Here is a 16,272-nt window from a genome sequence, read left to right on the forward strand (position 1 = left end):
AGGAGAGACTCGAACTCTCACGCCGTGAAGCACTGGAACCTAAATCCAGCGTGTCTACCAATTCCACCACTCCCGCGAGTGGGGTGAACGATGGGGCTCGAACCCACGACAACCGGAATCACAATCCGGGGCTCTACCAACTGAGCTACGCTCACCACAGTAAACCTGCAGTTAACTTTCTCATCCTTTGTTCACACCATAGTATAAGTAAATTAAACTAAATGGCGGTCCCAGAAGGATTCGAACCTTCGACCCACGCCTTAGAAGGGCGTTGCTCTATCCAGCTGAGCTATGGAACCTAAGGTGTTAGTTGAGAAAGATGGTCGGTGAGATAGGATTCGAACCTACGACCCCTTGGACCCAAACCAAGTGCGCTACCAAGCTGCGCTACTCACCGACTTAACCCGAAGCGATTTCTCTATCTCGTTTCGAGGAGGCGCATATTACAGCCGCCCCCCTACCTCGTCAAACACTTTTTTAAAATTTTAATTCGTTTGCTCAAAATCAATACAAAACGAGCAGAATTACGACACTATGAATACAAAATAAACAACTTATTAGCGTATATCTATTTTAATAGCTCATGGTCTTTAGGTAATTTATTTTTAAGCCACACTGCCAATTTGTGTTTCATACTTAATAAATCTTCTCCATCTACGGGTAATGGCGTAATCAACTTATCATTAACTAACAACCTATAAATACATTCTACTTTGTGTTTTGACGCATCTGATGCAGAAAACGTTTTAAAACCTCTATTTTTGGCGTATGCCTCTCCTACTACCAAAGCCTTTTTTAATAACTGTGTTTCATTAGGTATTTTTTTCAAAATTTCCCTCCTGTGCTTAATATTAAACACGTTATAACATTAAGCGAATGAATTGACTTAAGAATTATTATCAAATTGTCAGCTTTTTATCCAATCCGAATTGCGAATACGGGGTGCAGTATGGGACAATAGCCGCAATTAAAATTCTGATTTAGTTTCCCATGCCTGCACAAAAAATCGATGGCGTTTTAGTCGCCAAACAAATACGTGAAAATGTCGCTACTCAAGTTGACGCAATCGTTTCTTCAGGAAAAAGAGCGCCAGGACTGGCTGTGGTATTAGTGGGCAGTGATGCTGCTTCACAAGTTTACGTGAATAAAAAGCGCAAGGCCTGTGAAGAAGTTGGGTTTATTTCTAAGTCATTCGATTTGCCAGCAGATACTTCGCAGGATTCGTTACTTGAGATTATCGATCAATTAAATGCAGACGAAAGTATTGATGGTATTTTGGTGCAATTACCCTTACCTGCAGGCTTAGACAAAGAACAAATATTGGAACGAATTGACCCGCATAAAGATGTTGATGGGTTTCATCCCTACAATATTGGCCGATTGGCCCAGCGTATTCCTTCATTACGCCCTTGTACCCCCAAAGGTATAATGACACTGATTGAATCGAGTAAACGCCCGATTAAAGGCATGGACGCGGTTATAGTGGGCGCTTCCAATATCGTCGGTCGTCCTATGTTTATGGAATTACTTTTAGCAGGTTGTACTGTTACCAGTTGCCATAAATTTACCCAAGACTTACGTGCACATGTAGCCCGTGCTGATCTATTAGTGGTTGCGGTAGGCAAAGCTAACTTTATTCCTGGTGATTGGATCAAAGAAGGGGCCATTGTTATCGATGTAGGCATAAACAGAAATGAAGACGGAACCCTAAGTGGAGACGTCGAATTTGCAAGTGCATCTGAACGTGCGGGCTGGATTACGCCTGTTCCCGGTGGTGTTGGACCAATGACGGTCGCCAGTTTGATTGAAAACACATTAGAAGCTTACGTTAAGTTCCACTCTTAGTTCTGATAATGAACAAAAATAGCGAAGTGATTGATTCAGTTAAACACTGGATAAACACAATCATCATTGGATTAAATTTTTGTCCTTTTGCTAAAAAAGAAATGCAACGACAAACAGTCCACTATTGTGTTTCAGATAATCAAGATATTGGCGAAAGCCTTGAGCTACTCATTCAGCAATTTAGTTTGTTAGACCAACAGCCAGAGCTACAAACTACTCTGGTTATATTTTCTGAAGGTTTTAGTCGTTTTGATGACTATCTTGATTTAGTCGATTACGCGAATGGCATGTTAGAACAAGGAGGCTACGGAGGTATTTATCAGCTAGCTACCTTCCATCCCGATTATTGTTTTGAGGGCGAGCCCGAAGACGACCCAGCTAATTATACGAATCGCGCCCCCTACCCTATATTACATATTTTACGGGAATCAAGTTTAGAGCAAGTGTTAAAGCTCTATGCAAACCCAGAACAGATCCCCGAAAATAATATTAATAAAGCTAGAGAACTCGGTACCAAAAAACTACAGGCTCTATTAAATAAAAGTGACTAAAAGTTTCATTTATTTACTTAGGGATTTCTTCTTCAACCACTTCAATGTTTACTTCTTCATTTTCTAGCGGCAGGTCACTTACAAAATCTTCAATCGACTTATTTAATTGTTGAGCCGAATAACTAGAAATTTGGTAATACCCCTTTTGCCACAGATCATGGTTGTCCGTTGATTCTAGGTGCACGTAATGTATATCTTTTGCTTGACTTAAAATGAGGTTAAAGACGCCAGACTCTTGAGTAAACACTTCAAATCTAGCCTCAACTTCTAAAGAATCGACAAAAGAACTCTCAGCTTCAACTAGTTCTTCGTAGTCTAAACTAGCTAAGTTTGCGACAAAGCCGTTCAAGATACTTTCGTACTTAAGCTCTTTGTTATCGGGAAGATCACTAAGCTCATAGTTTTCTTGATTTTTATCTATTTTCCATTGGTTATTGTCTGTCCTTGATATACCTAGGATATCTTGCGCTGAAATAGGCAAAATTGGATGAGTTAGCCAGCCAAAAGGCTCTAATGGCAAATCAATAGTTTTATCTAATCTCCAGCTTTGTGTTTGTTTTGGAAAGCGTACATAAGTACCGTCACCGACACTAAACTTATTACCAACCAATATTTGCCAAGAATCATCACCCGCATTGATGGTAACCAACCTGGCCATACTATCTTCTATTTCAACTCCCTGTACTCCAAGTCGAAAATATTTACTTTTATTTTTTGTTTTAGCTTCAACTAACTTGGCTTGTAACAACACAGAAACTAAGGAAGCAAGTTTGGCTTGGTCAGCCGGATAAGTAAGATCTGTATACCCTACTTTTGCAATCCAATTACCTTCACTTAAATAGGCGTTAAGTAAGGTACCGGAACTGTTTTCAATCTGAATACGATCAATTTTGTTTGCCTTTTGAGATAAATCTACAAACAATAGTTCACCCTCTAACCCTTCAGTTGTCGGTTGTTGCAACAACCATCCTCCTGTTCCTAAGGCAAGTACAACAATACAAAACAAGACTGCTAATTGTTTATTCACTGTTATGCTCCTTGCTCACTGCTTACCACTTCATGTTTTCCGGCTTTGGCTTTTTTAGGTTTTGTTCTAATTAATGCACGTAGCGCCACTAGGAATAGAATTAATATTAACGGTGCAACAGCAATATTCAGCAATTTTAATTTATTACCTAAACTTTCAATATCCTTATCAAGTTGATGACGTACGTCTCGCAAAGATTTTCGAATGTTTATTCTCTGCTGCATAAATTGATCTATGGCGGTTTGTTGTTGCGGAGATATAACCAAAGAGCCATCATCACCTTGCTGTGCTTGCAATTGCATCAGTTGCTGTTCAGTTTCATCTAACTGACTTTGTAGCAACTGTTCTTGCTCACGAAACTTTTGTTCGGCAACAAGGGTTAATTCATCCACTTTAGTAAATGGACGAGCAAAAGTACCACGGCTTCGAACACTAATTAAAGCGTCACTCCCACCTAAGTTTTCAACAGCATTAGTGAAAAAATCGCCGTTATTAGCAAAAGGGGTTGCAATCACCTGACCGAAAAAATTCGATTGTTGAACCCAAAACCGATCAACCAACATATCGGTATCGCCAACAACTAACACATTAAGCTTTTTGGTGGATTCAGTATGAGAGCCAACGTAGCTGCCTTCAGGCGCTTGTGCAAACGCACTATCCGCTTTACCCGACAACCTAGCAGCCAATACATATTGCTTATTATTAGATTGATAAACATTAGCCAAATCATCTGGTTCTGTTGTTTGGGCATAGGTTTCAACGTCTATAAGATCGGAATTTACCGTTGACTGAATGATGGGCTTCCAATTTGATGCACTAGCTGGTGTTTTGCTAAACACACCGAAGGACGCACCATTTATTAGTTCTAAATTAGCACTGACTATGTCTTTTCTATCGAGTTGCTCGGTATTAAAACCAACAAACCCAAAGTGTCGTGTTACATCACCTGCTTGTGTACGAATATCAAGCCCAGCCAAAGCATCCAACAATACGTTTTCATGGTTAAACTCAACACCCCAAGCGGTAAATAATTTTTGCAAATTTGAAGAATTTCCCTCAGGCATGGCTCCGGCCATCATTGCCATTGGATCAGACTCATTGTGAGGATCGACAAAGGCTAAGACTCTTCCACCTTCTAGTGCATATTGATCAATCGCATAAGTTAGTTCATCGCTGTAATTTTGCGGATGAATTAACACTAAAACATCGGTATTTTCAGGCAGTTCACTTATGTCATTAGCAAACTTTTCAACTGAATATAATTGCTCTAATTGTGAGAAAAAAGTCCATGCTGGATCAGCTTGACCTGTCATTGGATTTTGTCCACCAGAAATGGGCAAATCAGTTAATACAGTAATATGAACAGCTTCAGGTTCGCTTAACTGGTGAATTAATTTACTGATGTCGTATTCTAAAAAATTTTCTTTTTGAGGGTCAAAAAACGCTATGGTTTGTTGTTCATCTAGAGAATTGGTTGCCGCTAACCCCATATAGATTGCTTCGCCTGCAGTGCCTAAATTGGCTGCAGTTAACCCATATTGGCTAGCTTGGTCTTCTTGTTCTGAGAAAGCTTCAGGGTCTAATACATGTAATTTAAGCTTTCCTGCTGCTAAGGTTTCGTATTCAGTGAGTAAACTTTCTACTCGATTTGCGTAATTACGCAAACTTGTCATATTTTTAGAAGCTTTGTCAGAAAAGAAAAAGTATAAATTGATAGGTTCATCAATTTCCTGAATGATTTGTTTACTGCCATCAGACAGTGAATAAACTTGATTTTCAGTTAAATCTAAACGAACAGAAGACAACAACTGATTATTAATAAACACTAAGGCAACAAATAGTATTGCTATTAAGATAATACTGATAGTAGAGGTAAATTTACTTTGTATATTATTTCGCATAATTAGTCTGCCTTCTTTTGTTCGATTAACACTAAACCGGCAAACAACCAGCACACAGTCACTAAAAGGAAATAACCTACATCATCCAGTGCAATAACTCCTTTGGCCATCGCATCAAAATGCGTTAAGAAACTAAATGAAGCTACAGTATCGATTAACACACTAGGCGCCCATGATTTAAACGCATCTAATACAATATTACTGCCACTAACAACAAAGACAAAACACACCACCACGGACAATATAAAGGCAATCACTTGGTTTTTAGTTAAGGCAGACATACACAAACCAATTGCCAAAAAAGCGCCAGACATTAACCAGCTACCAATGTAAGCAGCCACTATAATGCCATTATCTGGGCTACCTAAATAATTAACGGTCAACCATAACGGGAAGGTTAATATGAGTGATAAACCTAACACCGCCCATGCAGCCAAGTGTTTTGCCAACATCGCTTGCCAAGTGCTGACAGGCAGGGTCATTAACAATTCAATGGAGCCACTTTTTCGTTCCTCGGACCAACTTCGCATGGCAATAGCCGGTACTAAAAATAAGTACAACCAAGGATGAAAATTAAAAAATGGTAACAAATCAGCTTGGCCTCGTTCGTACAAACCTCCAATAAAAAAGCTAAATACTGCACAGAGAATCAAAAAAATTCCGATAAAGACATAAGCAACAGGAGAAGCAAAAAAGCTAGAAAATTCCCGCTTAAACAAAATATTAATATTACCCATTATTCAGCAACCTCTTGAGTAATCTTTCTAAACACTTCATCTAATCGCCCTTGTTCTACAAATAAACTATCAACAGGCAGTTTGCAGCGTTGTGCATGAGCCGTCACCAAATGCAAAATATGTTCATCTGGTTTTGGAAACAAAGTCACTCTTCCCGATTTTAAATCCTCTTCCATACTCTCAACACCATCTAACTCAGCTAGTTCAGAGACATCTGCCCGATAACTAAAATGTAAGGTGACTGCACCATGGTATTTGGATAACTTATGCAATGCATTAGGCGTGTCATCAAATAATAATTTACCCTTGGCAATTATCATGACGCGATTACAAACTGCCGTGACTTCTTCGAGAATATGGGTCGAAATAATAACAATTTTGTCTTTAGCTAAGTTTTTAATCAGCTCTCTAACTTGATGTTTTTGATTAGGATCTAGGCCATCAGTAGGCTCATCCAAAATTAATATTTCTGGGTCGTGAATAAGCGCCTGTGCTAAACCCACTCGACGCTTAAACCCCTTAGACAAGTTTTCGATGGGCTTATCTAATACTTCTTGTAATTCAACTTGTTCAATCACTTTTTCAATTCGATTATCTTTTTCGGCCCCTTTAAAGCCCCTAATACGAGCAATAAAAGATAAAAATTGTAAGGGTGTCATTTCACCATATGCCGGAGCCCCTTCTGGAAGGTAACCGATTTTTTGTTTTATTTTTAAAGAAGCATTAGCAAATGACATATCACATACTTGAATATCACCACGACTAGGTGGTAAAAATCCAGTTATCATCTTCATAGTGGTAGATTTACCGGCACCGTTTGGTCCAAGAAATCCTACAACTTCCCCAGGCTTAATATCAAAACTAAGGTTATCTACGGCCGTATAACCGTCAAATGACTTACATAAATTTTTTACTGAGATCATAACAATCCTATAATGACCAATAATATCTAGAATTCTGCTCACCATAAGATGGTGTTTATCACTTTATTTTCAATACATAACAACGAAAGTTTACGAAAAAATCTAATTTTAATTTTCTTGGAAAACACTTCGAACTAGCTTATTGTTTGCTCATGGAAAATTTAAAACACACTGCTTCACTGCCAAGCATAGAAATTCCTAGTAAATACTCTGTATTTAAGCGAATGGCTAACCTTCTGTTAGTGATAATTGCAGTCATTATCTGCGTTAATCTTTGGTTAATTAGTACCAACCAGTCGATTGATTGGCACAATAAACAAGCGAATCAGCTTGGTGAGAGCCTTTCTTCATTATCGGCAAACGTATTAGCAGAATCGATTTTATCTGAAGACTCACAAACATTAGCTAATCAGCTTATGTTTGTTCATAACGATCCTCACGTTTTGAGTGCTTCTTTATTTGATGAGAAAGGCAGACAATTAGTCAATAATCAAACGTCTTCTTCAGTGGTTGCAGCATTTAAGCTCAATAAGAACAAACCGCTAGTGTTTGTTAAAAACATTCAGCATAACGGTCAGTTAATCGGGTATCTAAGAATATTACTAAAAGAAGAAATGGTCATGGCCTACCACAGTGATTATCAAACCCAGTTAAATCAGCAGCTAATAGTATTGATGTTATTAGCACTTGGAGTGGGAGTTTTAATTGCCAGAGCATTTTACAAATTTAAATACCGACAAAAAAATAAAAGCGATTCAAGTGTTCAAGATCAAGTTTAGATTGAAACACTAATTCATATTCGTTAACGCATATTTTGTGTTTTGATATAACTTTTGACGTATCAGCGGCGCGCTTTCAGCTCTAAGTTCGACCAAACAATCAAACACTTCTGGTAAGTATTCTGGAGAGTTTCTCTTTCCTTGTCTTCCATTTAGTGGCATATCTGGCGCATCTGTTTCTAATACTAAACTTGATAGTGGAACTTGACTGAGAGTCAAGCGTGTTTTGTTAGCCCGAGGATAGGTGATCCCGCCTCCTACACCCAACTTAAACCCCATATCAATATAGGTTTCAGCTTGATGTAAACTGCCACTAAATGCATGCACAATGCCACCCTTAGTGAATCGTTGTGACTTTAGCTGTTGGATAAGTTCGTTATGGGTTTTACGGTGATGCAAGATTATCGGCAAAGAAAACGTTTTTGCCAATTCAAGCTGTTGAGAAAATACTTCTAATTGAATATCCCAATCAATGTCTACCACCGCATCTAAACCTATTTCTCCTAATGCCACAATCTTATTTTTTTGCTCGAAAAGTAAAGTTTGCAAATAGTCTAAGTGTTCAGTTTTATAATGTTTTAAAAAATACGGATGTAGGCCTAGAGCTACTTTAATTTGTGAGTAGCTTTTTGCTAAATTGATTTGATTATTCCAACCACTAAATTGCGTACCTGGAACAATAATATTTGAAACCCCTAACCGACTGCACTGGGCTAATATATTTTGCCTATCGCTATCAAAGCAAGGAAAGTCCAAATGGCAGTGACTATCGATAAAAGCGGGCGTGTCTTTCATACCAAAACTAAGGCATCAAACGTTCAGTTTGCCAAATCCCCTGAGCATTTTTACTATACATAAAACGATCGTGTAAACGATCTTCTCCGCCTTGCCAAAATTCAATTTTATGAGGCACCACTACATATCCTCCCCAAAAAGATGGCAAGGGTACTTCTCCTTTAGAGAACTTGTCTTTAATTTGGGCAAATTTCTCCATTAATACCTGTTTACTGTTCACTGGGCGGCTTTGCGCCGAAGCCCAAGCCGCAAGCTGGCTAGGCTTAGGACGTGACATAAAATATTTGGCTACTTCTACTGAGCCTAAAGGTTTAGCCACACCATAAACTTTCACTTGTCTTTCTAATGAATGCCATGGGAAGTGCAAAGAAATCTTAGGGTTATGTTTTAAATCTGTGGCTTTTTTACTTTCTGTATTGGTGTAAAAGACAAATCCTTTTTTACTGAAATCTTTTAATAATACAATGCGCTGAGAAGGCTGACCTTCTGCATCGACTGTCGCAATAGTCATAGCCGTAGGATCAACGATATCGGCGTCAACCGCTTCTTTTAGCCATTTTTCAAATAATGTAAATGGCTCAGAGGTAAGATCAGAGTTATCTAGGCCAGCTTGTGAATACTGGCGGCGGATGTCGCTAATTTCTTTCAACGTTTATTGACCTTCTGTACCATACCCTAAACTGCGTAATGCTCTTTCGTCGTCTGCCCAACCTGATTTCACTTTAACCCAAAGTTCTAAATACACTTTAGTATCAAATAACGCTTCCATATCTTTTCGCGCTTCGGCGCCAATAGTCTTAAGTTTTTGGCCACCTTTACCTATCACCATACTTTTTTGCGTATCTCGTTCTACCAGAATTAATCCGTTGATACGATAAACGCCGTTCTCGGCTAACAAAAACTGTTCAATCTCTACTGTAATTGAATAAGGTAACTCGTCGCCAGTAAAGCGCATTAACTTTTCACGGACAATTTCAGCGGCCATAAATCTGCTAGAGCGATCGGTTATGTAGTCTTCAGGAAAATAGAAATCGCTTTCTGGTAAAGTGTCTAAGATCAAGGAGCGCAACTCTTCTACATTTTTACCCGTTTTCGCTGAAATAGGCATAATCTGCTCAAAGTTATGTTGCTCACCTAACCACTTTAAATGCGGCATCATAGTTTCTTTGTCTTTAACATTGTCTGATTTGTTGACGATCAACCAACAAGGCACATTAGCTTGTTGAATTTTAGTTAGAACCATTTGATCATCATCGGTCCATTTTGTTCCTTCAACCAAAAACAAGATTAACCCAACATCTGCGATAGAACTTGACGCTGCCCGGTTCATAAAACGATTAATGGCTCGCTTTTCTTCAATATGTAAACCCGGCGTATCGACATAAATAGCTTGTTTGTTGTCTTGTGAGTCAATTCCCATAATACGATGACGGGTGGTTTGAGGTTTGCGAGAGGTAATGCTGACTTTTTGACCCAACAACTTATTCAGTAAGGTAGATTTTCCAACATTTGGTCGCCCTACTATGGCAATCATTCCACAGAATGTATTATTTTCCATTAGTTAATATCTCATAGGCTTGTCTAGCAGCCTTTTGTTCAGCTTTACGACGACTATTTCCAACACCTGTGATTGTCTTTTCAAGACCCGCAGCGGTGCAATTGACGTAAAATGTTTGATCGTGTGATTTGCCTTTTATGTCTGTTACTTCATAGACAGGCAGCGGCTGCTTCTGACCTTGTAAATATTCTTGCAAACGTGTTTTATCATCCTTAGACACAGCCTCAGGATCTAGGTTTTCGATGCGTGTAGAAAACCAATTCAAGATAAGCAATTCACTGGTGTCCATTCCCGCTTCTAAATATATAGCACCTATAATGGCTTCAACTGCATCAGCTAAAATAGAATCGCGGCGAAATCCACCGCTTTTTAGTTCTCCAGGACCCAGCAATAACAAATCACCTAGTTCAAATTCACGCGCCACTTCGGCTAATGTATCGCCTTTAACTAAGCTAGAACGCATTCTAGTGAGTTTACCTTCTGGCTGTTTTGGAAACCGCTGATACAACACTTTGGCTATGACCATACCCAAAATGGCATCGCCTAAAAACTCTAAACGTTCGTTGTGATTTTTGTTAGCACTTCTATGGGTTAGTGCCAACTCCAAATTAGACGCGTTTGAAAAGGTATAACCTAACCGTTTGTATAAAGATAAAAATGGGTCGATGGCCTGCATCTAAATAATGCCGCCAACTCTTTCAAAGCGCACGCCCGTAGGTACCCAACTAGGTAACCAGCTATCTGGAGCACGTTCGAATTCAAAACTAATCCAAATTGCGACAGCCTTGCCGACTAAATGGTCATCAGAGACAAATCCCCAAAATCTTCCATCTTCACTATTATCTCTATTATCGCCCATAACAAAATAATGGCCCTCAGGCACAATCCACTCATCTGACTGTGTGCCGGGTTGAGGGTAATAGCGACTGCTATGATTGGTGCGTCCTGGTTTTTTGTATATTTGATGAGACACTTCACCTAACTGTTCTGTGTACTTTTCTAAAGGAGCAAACTGTTGATACACTTCGCCCCTACTTTCAAATTTCAACTCCACTTTTTTAAGTGGTGCACAGTTATCAGCAGTATCACAAGCTGGCTTAATGCTGATCTGTTTATCGCGATAAATAACGGTATCACCTGGTAAACCAACCACTCTTTTTATGTAATCAAGAGAAGGATTAACTGGATATTTAAATACCACCACGTCACCACGTTCCGGCGCACCCAAATCAACAAACTTTTTGCGCATAACGGGATCTTTCAAACCATAGGTATACTTTTCAACTAAGATAAAATCACCCACTAAAAGTGTAGGCATCATTGAACCAGAAGGTATTTGAAATGGTTCGTATAAAAATGAACGTAATACCAATACAAAAGCGATAACAGGAAAGATCTGTTGAGCAGTGTCGACTAACCACGGCAATTGAGGATCTTGCTCTAACTCGGATGTTCCGCTAGCAGCATTTCCCGCAATGGCCATTCTATCTTGACGCTTTTGGGCAAATAATAAACTATCGATTAACCAGATAAGACCCGATGTAACCGTCACTATCACCAACATTATTGAGAAATAATTAGCCATTATTTTCCTACCTTAAGCAATGCTAAAAATGCTTCTTGCGGAAGTTCAACGTTACCCACTGACTTCATACGTTTTTTACCATCTTTTTGTTTCTGTAATAATTTTTTCTTACGACTGATATCACCACCATAACATTTTGCCGTTACATTTTTACGCAACTGCTTGATGGTGCTTCTAGCAATAATCGTATTGCCTATTGCAGCTTGAATAGCAATATCAAACATTTGTCTAGGGATCAGTTCTTTGAGTTTTTCAACTAACTGCCTACCGCGCGTCACTGCATTATCTTTGTGAGTGATCATGGCTAATGCATCTACACGTTCGCCGTTAATCATAATATCAAGACGAGACATTTCTGCTGCTTGGAAGTGCTTAAAGTTGTAATCAAGAGAAGCAAACCCTCGGCTAGTTGATTTTAAACGGTCGAAAAAGTCCATGACCACTTCCGCCATCGGAATATCATAAACCACTGCGACTTGTTTGCCGTGATAGGTCATGCTGGTTTGCATGCCGCGTTTTTCCACACATAAGGTAATAACATTACCCAAAAACTCTTGTGGCACAAGTATGTGAGCTTCTACAATTGGCTCTCTAATTTCTTCGATGTCATTCACGGACGGCAATTTAGATGGATTATCAACATAGGTCACTTCTCCACCTTTTGTTTCCACTTCATATACCACTGTTGGGGCCGTCGTAATCAAATCTAGATCGTATTCTCGTTCTAAACGTTCTTGAATGATTTCCATATGCAACATGCCTAAGAAACCGATTCGAAAACCAAATCCTAGAGCAGATGAGCTTTCTGGTTCAAAAAATAATGACGCATCGTTTAAGCTTAATTTAGCCAAGGCATCTCTGAAATCTTCATAATCATCAGAACTAATGGGGAACATACCGGCATAAACTTGTGGTTTAACCTTTTGGAAACCAGGTAAAGGTTCAATGGCTGAGTCACGAGCTAAGGTAATGGTGTCTCCGACTGGCGCGCCATGGATCTCTTTGATACCCGCTATCACAAACCCTACTTCACCAGCTTTTAGGATACCGGTATCTTTTTCTTTAGGGGTAAATATGCCTACTTTATCGGCTTGGTGGATACCATCTGTAGACATGATTTTAATCTTGTCGTTTTTGCGTAATTGGCCTTGTACGATACGAACAAGTGACACTACACCTTGATAATTATCAAACCAAGAATCCACAATTAGTGCTTTTAATGGAGCTTCTATTTCACCTTCTGGTGGTGGAACTTGTTTTACAATGACTTCTAAAACGTCTTCTATTCCAATACCCGTTTTAGCTGAACAACGCACTGCATCAAGGGCGTCGATTCCAACAATATCTTCGATTTCTTCTGCTACACGTTCTGGTTCAGCTTGCGGTAAATCAATCTTATTTAAGATGGGAACCACTTCCATATCCATATCTATGGCGGTGTAACAATTGGCTAAAGTTTGTGCCTCTACGCCTTGTCCTGCATCAACGACTAATAATGCACCTTCACATGCGGCTAACGAACGAGAAACTTCATATGAGAAATCAACGTGACCAGGAGTATCGATAAAGTTAAGTTGGTAAGTTTCACCATCTTTAGCTTTATAATCTAAAGTTACACTTTGTGCTTTAATGGTGATGCCACGCTCTCTTTCTATATCCATAGAGTCGAGAACTTGTTCAGCCATCTCTCTATCGGCTAAACCGCCACAATGTTGGATAAGACGATCCGATAAAGTAGATTTACCGTGATCGATGTGAGCTATGATAGAAAAGTTTCGTATGTGCTTGTGTTGCATAAAGTTTTCGGAAATTACCAAGTTTGCTTGTTTCCCTACAGCTAAAATCAATTCATAAATTAAGTTTAGCTGTAGGTACAATTGATTAAATAGGCCGCGATTTTACAGTGTAATCACTTACTTTGCGACATCACAAAGTAAATGTTTTTGGGAAAGTCGTACTTACAGCTGCTTTATTTTAATATTTTGGCTATCAGGAGGGATGACAGAAAGTATTCGGGGATAAAAATCATTAAGTTTTGACGACTTCAAATAAGAGCTAATTGCCACAAAAGACATTCCAGCACTGATGAAGGCAAAAGCAATAGTCCAAATTTCAGCGTTTAAACCAATGTGTTTGAACATTTGTTGTGCGATAACAGCAGAAAAAATCAACACAAAAAGAGGCAGCATATAAACTAAAGTAGACGCTTTCAATACGCTTTCTTCAGGGATCCCTATTTTAATTTTTTGCCCAATACTGACCTCACCCTGAAACTTAAATTGCAACTTTTCAGCTTTATTAGCGAGTACTTTAGCGATAGCTCCGGTACCACAATTGGATTGAGCTTCACAACTACCACAGGTAGTTTTAACCTGAGTTTCAACCCAAATGGTTTGCTGGGCACTATCCTTCTTGATATCACTAATTATGCCAATTTCTTCAAGCATAAACGGGCCTATGACTGCCGTTTAATAGAAGTGGCAATCGCACTCGCGGTGGCAACTGGAATTTTACCAATAATAGTTATGTTCAATGGTCCGTTTTGGATATTGAATAAAGTATCTGTTTGATTAGAACCAACCATATTTCCTGCTAACTTGGGTTTGACGTTTTCTTGAATATAAACAGAAACATCAACCAAACCATCGCTTAACATCACATACTCAACAACTTCACTGGTAATAGACAAACGCCTTAACTCACGTTTAACCAAATTCATACCAACGGGCAAATACGCGATTTCCCAAGGTGAATTTGTTTTTTTGTTTTGTTCGACATTTACTACTTCTGGCAACATACCCGGTTCAATTTTGCTGAAAAAAGGATCGGGTTGCTCGGTCACTTTAAGCCCAGTAACTTGAATTTGTTCCATTAACTGGTTTTTAAGATTAAACATGTTCATTTTAAGTAACAAACCTGTTTCTTGATCTAACCACACATTTAAACCATAGCGGGTTTTGTCTTTACTTATAATTCTGATTTGTTGAGCTGCTCTACCTGAAATTCGGCTGCGCCCCACCATCACAAAATCATAACCAACAAATAATTTTTCTGGATGACGAAAGAATTGGCTAGGGAAAGGACCATTAACCGTCGCTGACAATAAACTATAAGGTGGAAAATTAGGTTCAAAATAACTGACCTTATCCCCTACCCGCAGTGCTTTTTTCCCTGCACCGTTAAGCAAATTCAGCTCTTCCATTTCAACCCCTTCATCTGTCACACCATGACGCCAAAGGTACGGTTGCGAATCCACTCCAGGCTTAAGTAACACAAAAGTTGATGAATAATTAAGTGATTGACTAGCTTTTGACATTTTCGTCAACCAAGCTTGAGCACTATCGATTGGATATTCGCTTAATGGGGAGTTTGTTATTGGTAAATTCTGTTCACCTTCTTGAGCATATAGAGGTGAAGAAACACTTGAGAAAACCAGCAGAGCACAAAATGCTCTGCTAGTTATATTATTCAGGAGTACTTTCAGCAAGATCTGACTCTGCTCCTTCAGTTTGTGAAGTGGATTCAGGCACTACAACCGGAACTTGGAAGGTTTTAAAACGCATTTGTTCTTTATGATCAATAAAATAAGCTTGCATACGACGTTTTTGTTCAGCTACATCAGTTTTAGGTGCTGAACGAGTTTGTTCAAAACTAACGGGAGACAAACCACCTTTAATTCCTAAAATAGGAGGAGCCGCACTGAAAGGTTGCTCAATATCGGGTTGATTCACTTGCTGCACACCTAAAATCATAGCAACCGCTACTGATGCAGCAACTGCCATTTGTCCACCTTGCTTAGCAAAAGGGATAACACTGCTAACAAGAGGCAATTCACGCCATGTTTTCTTAGGTGCTAATATAGCTGGCTCACTTTCTAACGCTTTAGCTACGTTACCCGCTATATCAAAGTTAAGTTCACTAGGGAGTTCCTTGCGTAAACCATCACGGATTAAATGATAGTTTTTCCATTTTTGCATTAAATCTGCATCACCTTTAACCGCCTCAATGACATCATCAGAAGACAATTCTTCTCCATCAATTAAAGCTGATAAATTTTCAAATTTTTGCGACATACAATATGGTTCCCGCTAATTTAATTCTTATATTAATAAATTTTGGCTTAATAAACCAAACTTAATCGTTCATAAGTAAAGGTTGAATAACTTTATCTAATGCATCTCGTGCCCTAAAGATCCTAGATCTTACTGTTCCTACTGGGCAATCCATAACATTAGCAATCTCTTCGTAACTCATTCCTTCCAGCTCACGCAGACTAATTGCCATACGTAAATCCTCCGGAAGCTTATCCATCGCTTCAAATAACAACTTTTCCATTTGTTCGGACATCAAACTTTTTTCTGGCGAATTATTTTCTTTTAAAGCATCACTGCCATCATAATAATCCGCTTCTTCGGCATCAACATCATTTGCCGGTGGCTTTCTCCCTTGAGAAACCAAATAATTTTTAGCGCTATTAACCGCTATTCTATATAGCCATGTATAAAATGCGCTATCACCTCTAAAATTGGGTAAAGCTTTATACGCTTTAATAAAGGCTTCTTGTGCTACAT

General features: G+C 39.0%; 18 protein-coding genes and 3 tRNA genes. 3 read left to right on the forward strand and 18 right to left on the reverse strand.

Annotated features, from left to right (window positions below; all coding sequences use genetic code 11):
* Positions 1 to 79 precede the first annotated feature (79 nt).
* The 4 genes from ACSHXM_RS17060 to ACSHXM_RS17075 form a co-directional block, all read right to left on the reverse strand.
* A tRNA-His gene (locus ACSHXM_RS17060) sits at positions 80 to 155 on the reverse strand.
* 67 nt (positions 156 to 222) lie between these two features.
* Positions 223 to 299 (reverse strand) — tRNA-Arg (locus tag ACSHXM_RS17065).
* A gap of 21 nt (positions 300 to 320) precedes the next feature.
* A tRNA-Pro gene (locus ACSHXM_RS17070) sits at positions 321 to 397 on the reverse strand.
* A 171-nt stretch (positions 398 to 568) separates the two neighbouring features.
* A complete protein-coding gene (locus ACSHXM_RS17075; RefSeq protein WP_435690703.1) occupies positions 569 to 829 on the reverse strand; it encodes a DUF5062 family protein in 261 nt (86 codons plus the stop codon).
* A gap of 161 nt (positions 830 to 990) precedes the next feature.
* Here ACSHXM_RS17075 and folD point away from each other — a divergent pair, with 161 nt between their 5' ends.
* Together folD and ACSHXM_RS17085 are read left to right on the forward strand one after the other, a co-directional pair.
* Positions 991 to 1,845, forward strand: coding sequence for a bifunctional methylenetetrahydrofolate dehydrogenase/methenyltetrahydrofolate cyclohydrolase FolD (gene folD / locus ACSHXM_RS17080; RefSeq protein ID WP_435690705.1), 855 nt, complete (start codon positions 991 to 993; stop codon positions 1,843 to 1,845).
* Between the two features lie 8 nt (positions 1,846 to 1,853).
* A complete protein-coding gene (locus ACSHXM_RS17085) occupies positions 1,854 to 2,396 on the forward strand; it encodes a DUF1415 domain-containing protein (RefSeq protein ID WP_435690707.1) in 543 nt (180 codons plus the stop codon).
* A 13-nt stretch (positions 2,397 to 2,409) separates the two neighbouring features.
* On the opposite strand, the gene ACSHXM_RS17090 is transcribed toward ACSHXM_RS17085, so the two are convergent.
* Genes ACSHXM_RS17090 through ACSHXM_RS17105 form a run of 4 tightly spaced genes read right to left on the reverse strand, consistent with a single transcriptional unit; the run spans position 2,410 to position 6,984 of the window.
* Positions 2,410 to 3,423, reverse strand: coding sequence for a DUF4340 domain-containing protein (locus ACSHXM_RS17090; RefSeq protein ID WP_435690709.1), 1,014 nt, complete (start codon positions 3,421 to 3,423; stop codon positions 2,410 to 2,412).
* Between the two features lie 2 nt (positions 3,424 to 3,425).
* Positions 3,426 to 5,312: a GldG family protein gene (locus ACSHXM_RS17095; protein ID WP_435690738.1), complete on the reverse strand. Its 1,887-nt coding sequence runs from the start codon at positions 5,310 to 5,312 to the stop codon at positions 3,426 to 3,428.
* A 14-nt stretch (positions 5,313 to 5,326) separates the two neighbouring features.
* A complete protein-coding gene (locus ACSHXM_RS17100; RefSeq protein WP_435690711.1) occupies positions 5,327 to 6,061 on the reverse strand; it encodes an ABC transporter permease in 735 nt (244 codons plus the stop codon).
* Entirely contained in the window at positions 6,061 to 6,984 is a 924-nt protein-coding gene (locus ACSHXM_RS17105; protein ID WP_435690713.1) for an ABC transporter ATP-binding protein, read from the reverse strand. Before ACSHXM_RS17105 ends, ACSHXM_RS17100 begins: the two co-directional genes overlap by 1 nt.
* 152 nt (positions 6,985 to 7,136) lie before the next feature.
* Here ACSHXM_RS17105 and ACSHXM_RS17110 point away from each other — a divergent pair, with 152 nt between their 5' ends.
* On the forward strand, positions 7,137 to 7,763 hold the full coding sequence (locus ACSHXM_RS17110; RefSeq protein ID WP_435690715.1) for an AhpA/YtjB family protein: 627 nt from the start codon (positions 7,137 to 7,139) through the stop codon (positions 7,761 to 7,763).
* Between the two features lie 9 nt (positions 7,764 to 7,772).
* Here ACSHXM_RS17110 and ACSHXM_RS17115 read toward each other — a convergent pair whose 3' ends face one another.
* The 10 genes from ACSHXM_RS17115 to rpoE all read right to left on the reverse strand — a co-directional run.
* On the reverse strand, positions 7,773 to 8,558 hold the full coding sequence (locus ACSHXM_RS17115; protein ID WP_435690717.1) for a TatD family hydrolase: 786 nt from the start codon (positions 8,556 to 8,558) through the stop codon (positions 7,773 to 7,775).
* A 7-nt stretch (positions 8,559 to 8,565) separates the two neighbouring features.
* Positions 8,566 to 9,207, reverse strand: a complete 642-nt coding sequence (pdxH, locus tag ACSHXM_RS17120) for a pyridoxamine 5'-phosphate oxidase (protein ID WP_435690719.1) — start codon at positions 9,205 to 9,207, stop codon at positions 8,566 to 8,568.
* A gap of 3 nt (positions 9,208 to 9,210) precedes the next feature.
* Entirely contained in the window at positions 9,211 to 10,116 is a 906-nt protein-coding gene (era, locus tag ACSHXM_RS17125) for a GTPase Era (RefSeq protein WP_435690721.1), read from the reverse strand.
* A complete protein-coding gene (gene rnc / locus ACSHXM_RS17130; protein WP_435690723.1) occupies positions 10,106 to 10,792 on the reverse strand; it encodes a ribonuclease III in 687 nt (228 codons plus the stop codon). Before rnc ends, era begins: the two co-directional genes overlap by 11 nt.
* Positions 10,793 to 11,701: a signal peptidase I gene (gene lepB / locus ACSHXM_RS17135; protein ID WP_435690725.1), complete on the reverse strand. Its 909-nt coding sequence runs from the start codon at positions 11,699 to 11,701 to the stop codon at positions 10,793 to 10,795. It lies immediately after the preceding gene.
* Positions 11,701 to 13,497 (reverse strand): translation elongation factor 4, encoded by a 1,797-nt coding sequence (lepA, locus tag ACSHXM_RS17140; RefSeq protein WP_435690727.1) that lies wholly within the window; start codon positions 13,495 to 13,497, stop codon positions 11,701 to 11,703. Before lepA ends, lepB begins: the two co-directional genes overlap by 1 nt.
* Positions 13,498 to 13,659: 162 nt before the next feature.
* Positions 13,660 to 14,148, reverse strand: coding sequence for a SoxR reducing system RseC family protein (locus ACSHXM_RS17145; RefSeq protein ID WP_435690730.1), 489 nt, complete (start codon positions 14,146 to 14,148; stop codon positions 13,660 to 13,662).
* An 8-nt stretch (positions 14,149 to 14,156) separates the two neighbouring features.
* Positions 14,157 to 15,188: a MucB/RseB C-terminal domain-containing protein gene (locus ACSHXM_RS17150; protein WP_435690732.1), complete on the reverse strand. Its 1,032-nt coding sequence runs from the start codon at positions 15,186 to 15,188 to the stop codon at positions 14,157 to 14,159.
* Positions 15,166 to 15,774 (reverse strand): sigma-E factor negative regulatory protein, encoded by a 609-nt coding sequence (locus tag ACSHXM_RS17155; protein ID WP_435690734.1) that lies wholly within the window; start codon positions 15,772 to 15,774, stop codon positions 15,166 to 15,168. The genes ACSHXM_RS17150 and ACSHXM_RS17155 overlap by 23 nt, the downstream gene beginning before the upstream one ends.
* A 61-nt stretch (positions 15,775 to 15,835) precedes the next feature.
* On the reverse strand, positions 15,836 to 16,272 hold a 437-nt coding region (rpoE, locus tag ACSHXM_RS17160), incomplete at its 5' end, for an RNA polymerase sigma factor RpoE (protein WP_435690736.1).

This window comes from Paraglaciecola sp., from assembly GCF_051252315.1.
Lineage (GTDB): Bacteria > Pseudomonadota > Gammaproteobacteria > Enterobacterales > Alteromonadaceae > Paraglaciecola.

Bases quoted from the DNA above. Each gene is read 5' to 3' on its own strand.
- folD (WP_435690705.1), top strand. From the start codon at position 991: ATGCCTGCACAAAAAATCGATGGCGTTTTAGTCGCCAAACAAATACGT.
- ACSHXM_RS17085 (WP_435690707.1), top strand. From the start codon at position 1,854: ATGAACAAAAATAGCGAAGTGATTGATTCAGTTAAACACTGGATAAAC.
- ACSHXM_RS17100 (WP_435690711.1), bottom strand. From the start codon at position 6,061: ATGGGTAATATTAATATTTTGTTTAAGCGGGAATTTTCTAGCTTTTTT.
- ACSHXM_RS17105 (WP_435690713.1), bottom strand. From the start codon at position 6,984: ATGATCTCAGTAAAAAATTTATGTAAGTCATTTGACGGTTATACGGCC.
- ACSHXM_RS17110 (WP_435690715.1), top strand. From the start codon at position 7,137: ATGGAAAATTTAAAACACACTGCTTCACTGCCAAGCATAGAAATTCCT.
- ACSHXM_RS17115 (WP_435690717.1), bottom strand. From the start codon at position 8,558: ATGAAAGACACGCCCGCTTTTATCGATAGTCACTGCCATTTGGACTTT.
- era (WP_435690721.1), bottom strand. From the start codon at position 10,116: ATGGAAAATAATACATTCTGTGGAATGATTGCCATAGTAGGGCGACCA.
- rnc (WP_435690723.1), bottom strand. From the start codon at position 10,792: ATGCAGGCCATCGACCCATTTTTATCTTTATACAAACGGTTAGGTTAT.
- lepB (WP_435690725.1), bottom strand. From the start codon at position 11,701: ATGGCTAATTATTTCTCAATAATGTTGGTGATAGTGACGGTTACATCG.
- lepA (WP_435690727.1), bottom strand. From the start codon at position 13,497: ATGCAACACAAGCACATACGAAACTTTTCTATCATAGCTCACATCGAT.
- ACSHXM_RS17145 (WP_435690730.1), bottom strand. From the start codon at position 14,148: ATGCTTGAAGAAATTGGCATAATTAGTGATATCAAGAAGGATAGTGCC.
- ACSHXM_RS17155 (WP_435690734.1), bottom strand. From the start codon at position 15,774: ATGTCGCAAAAATTTGAAAATTTATCAGCTTTAATTGATGGAGAAGAA.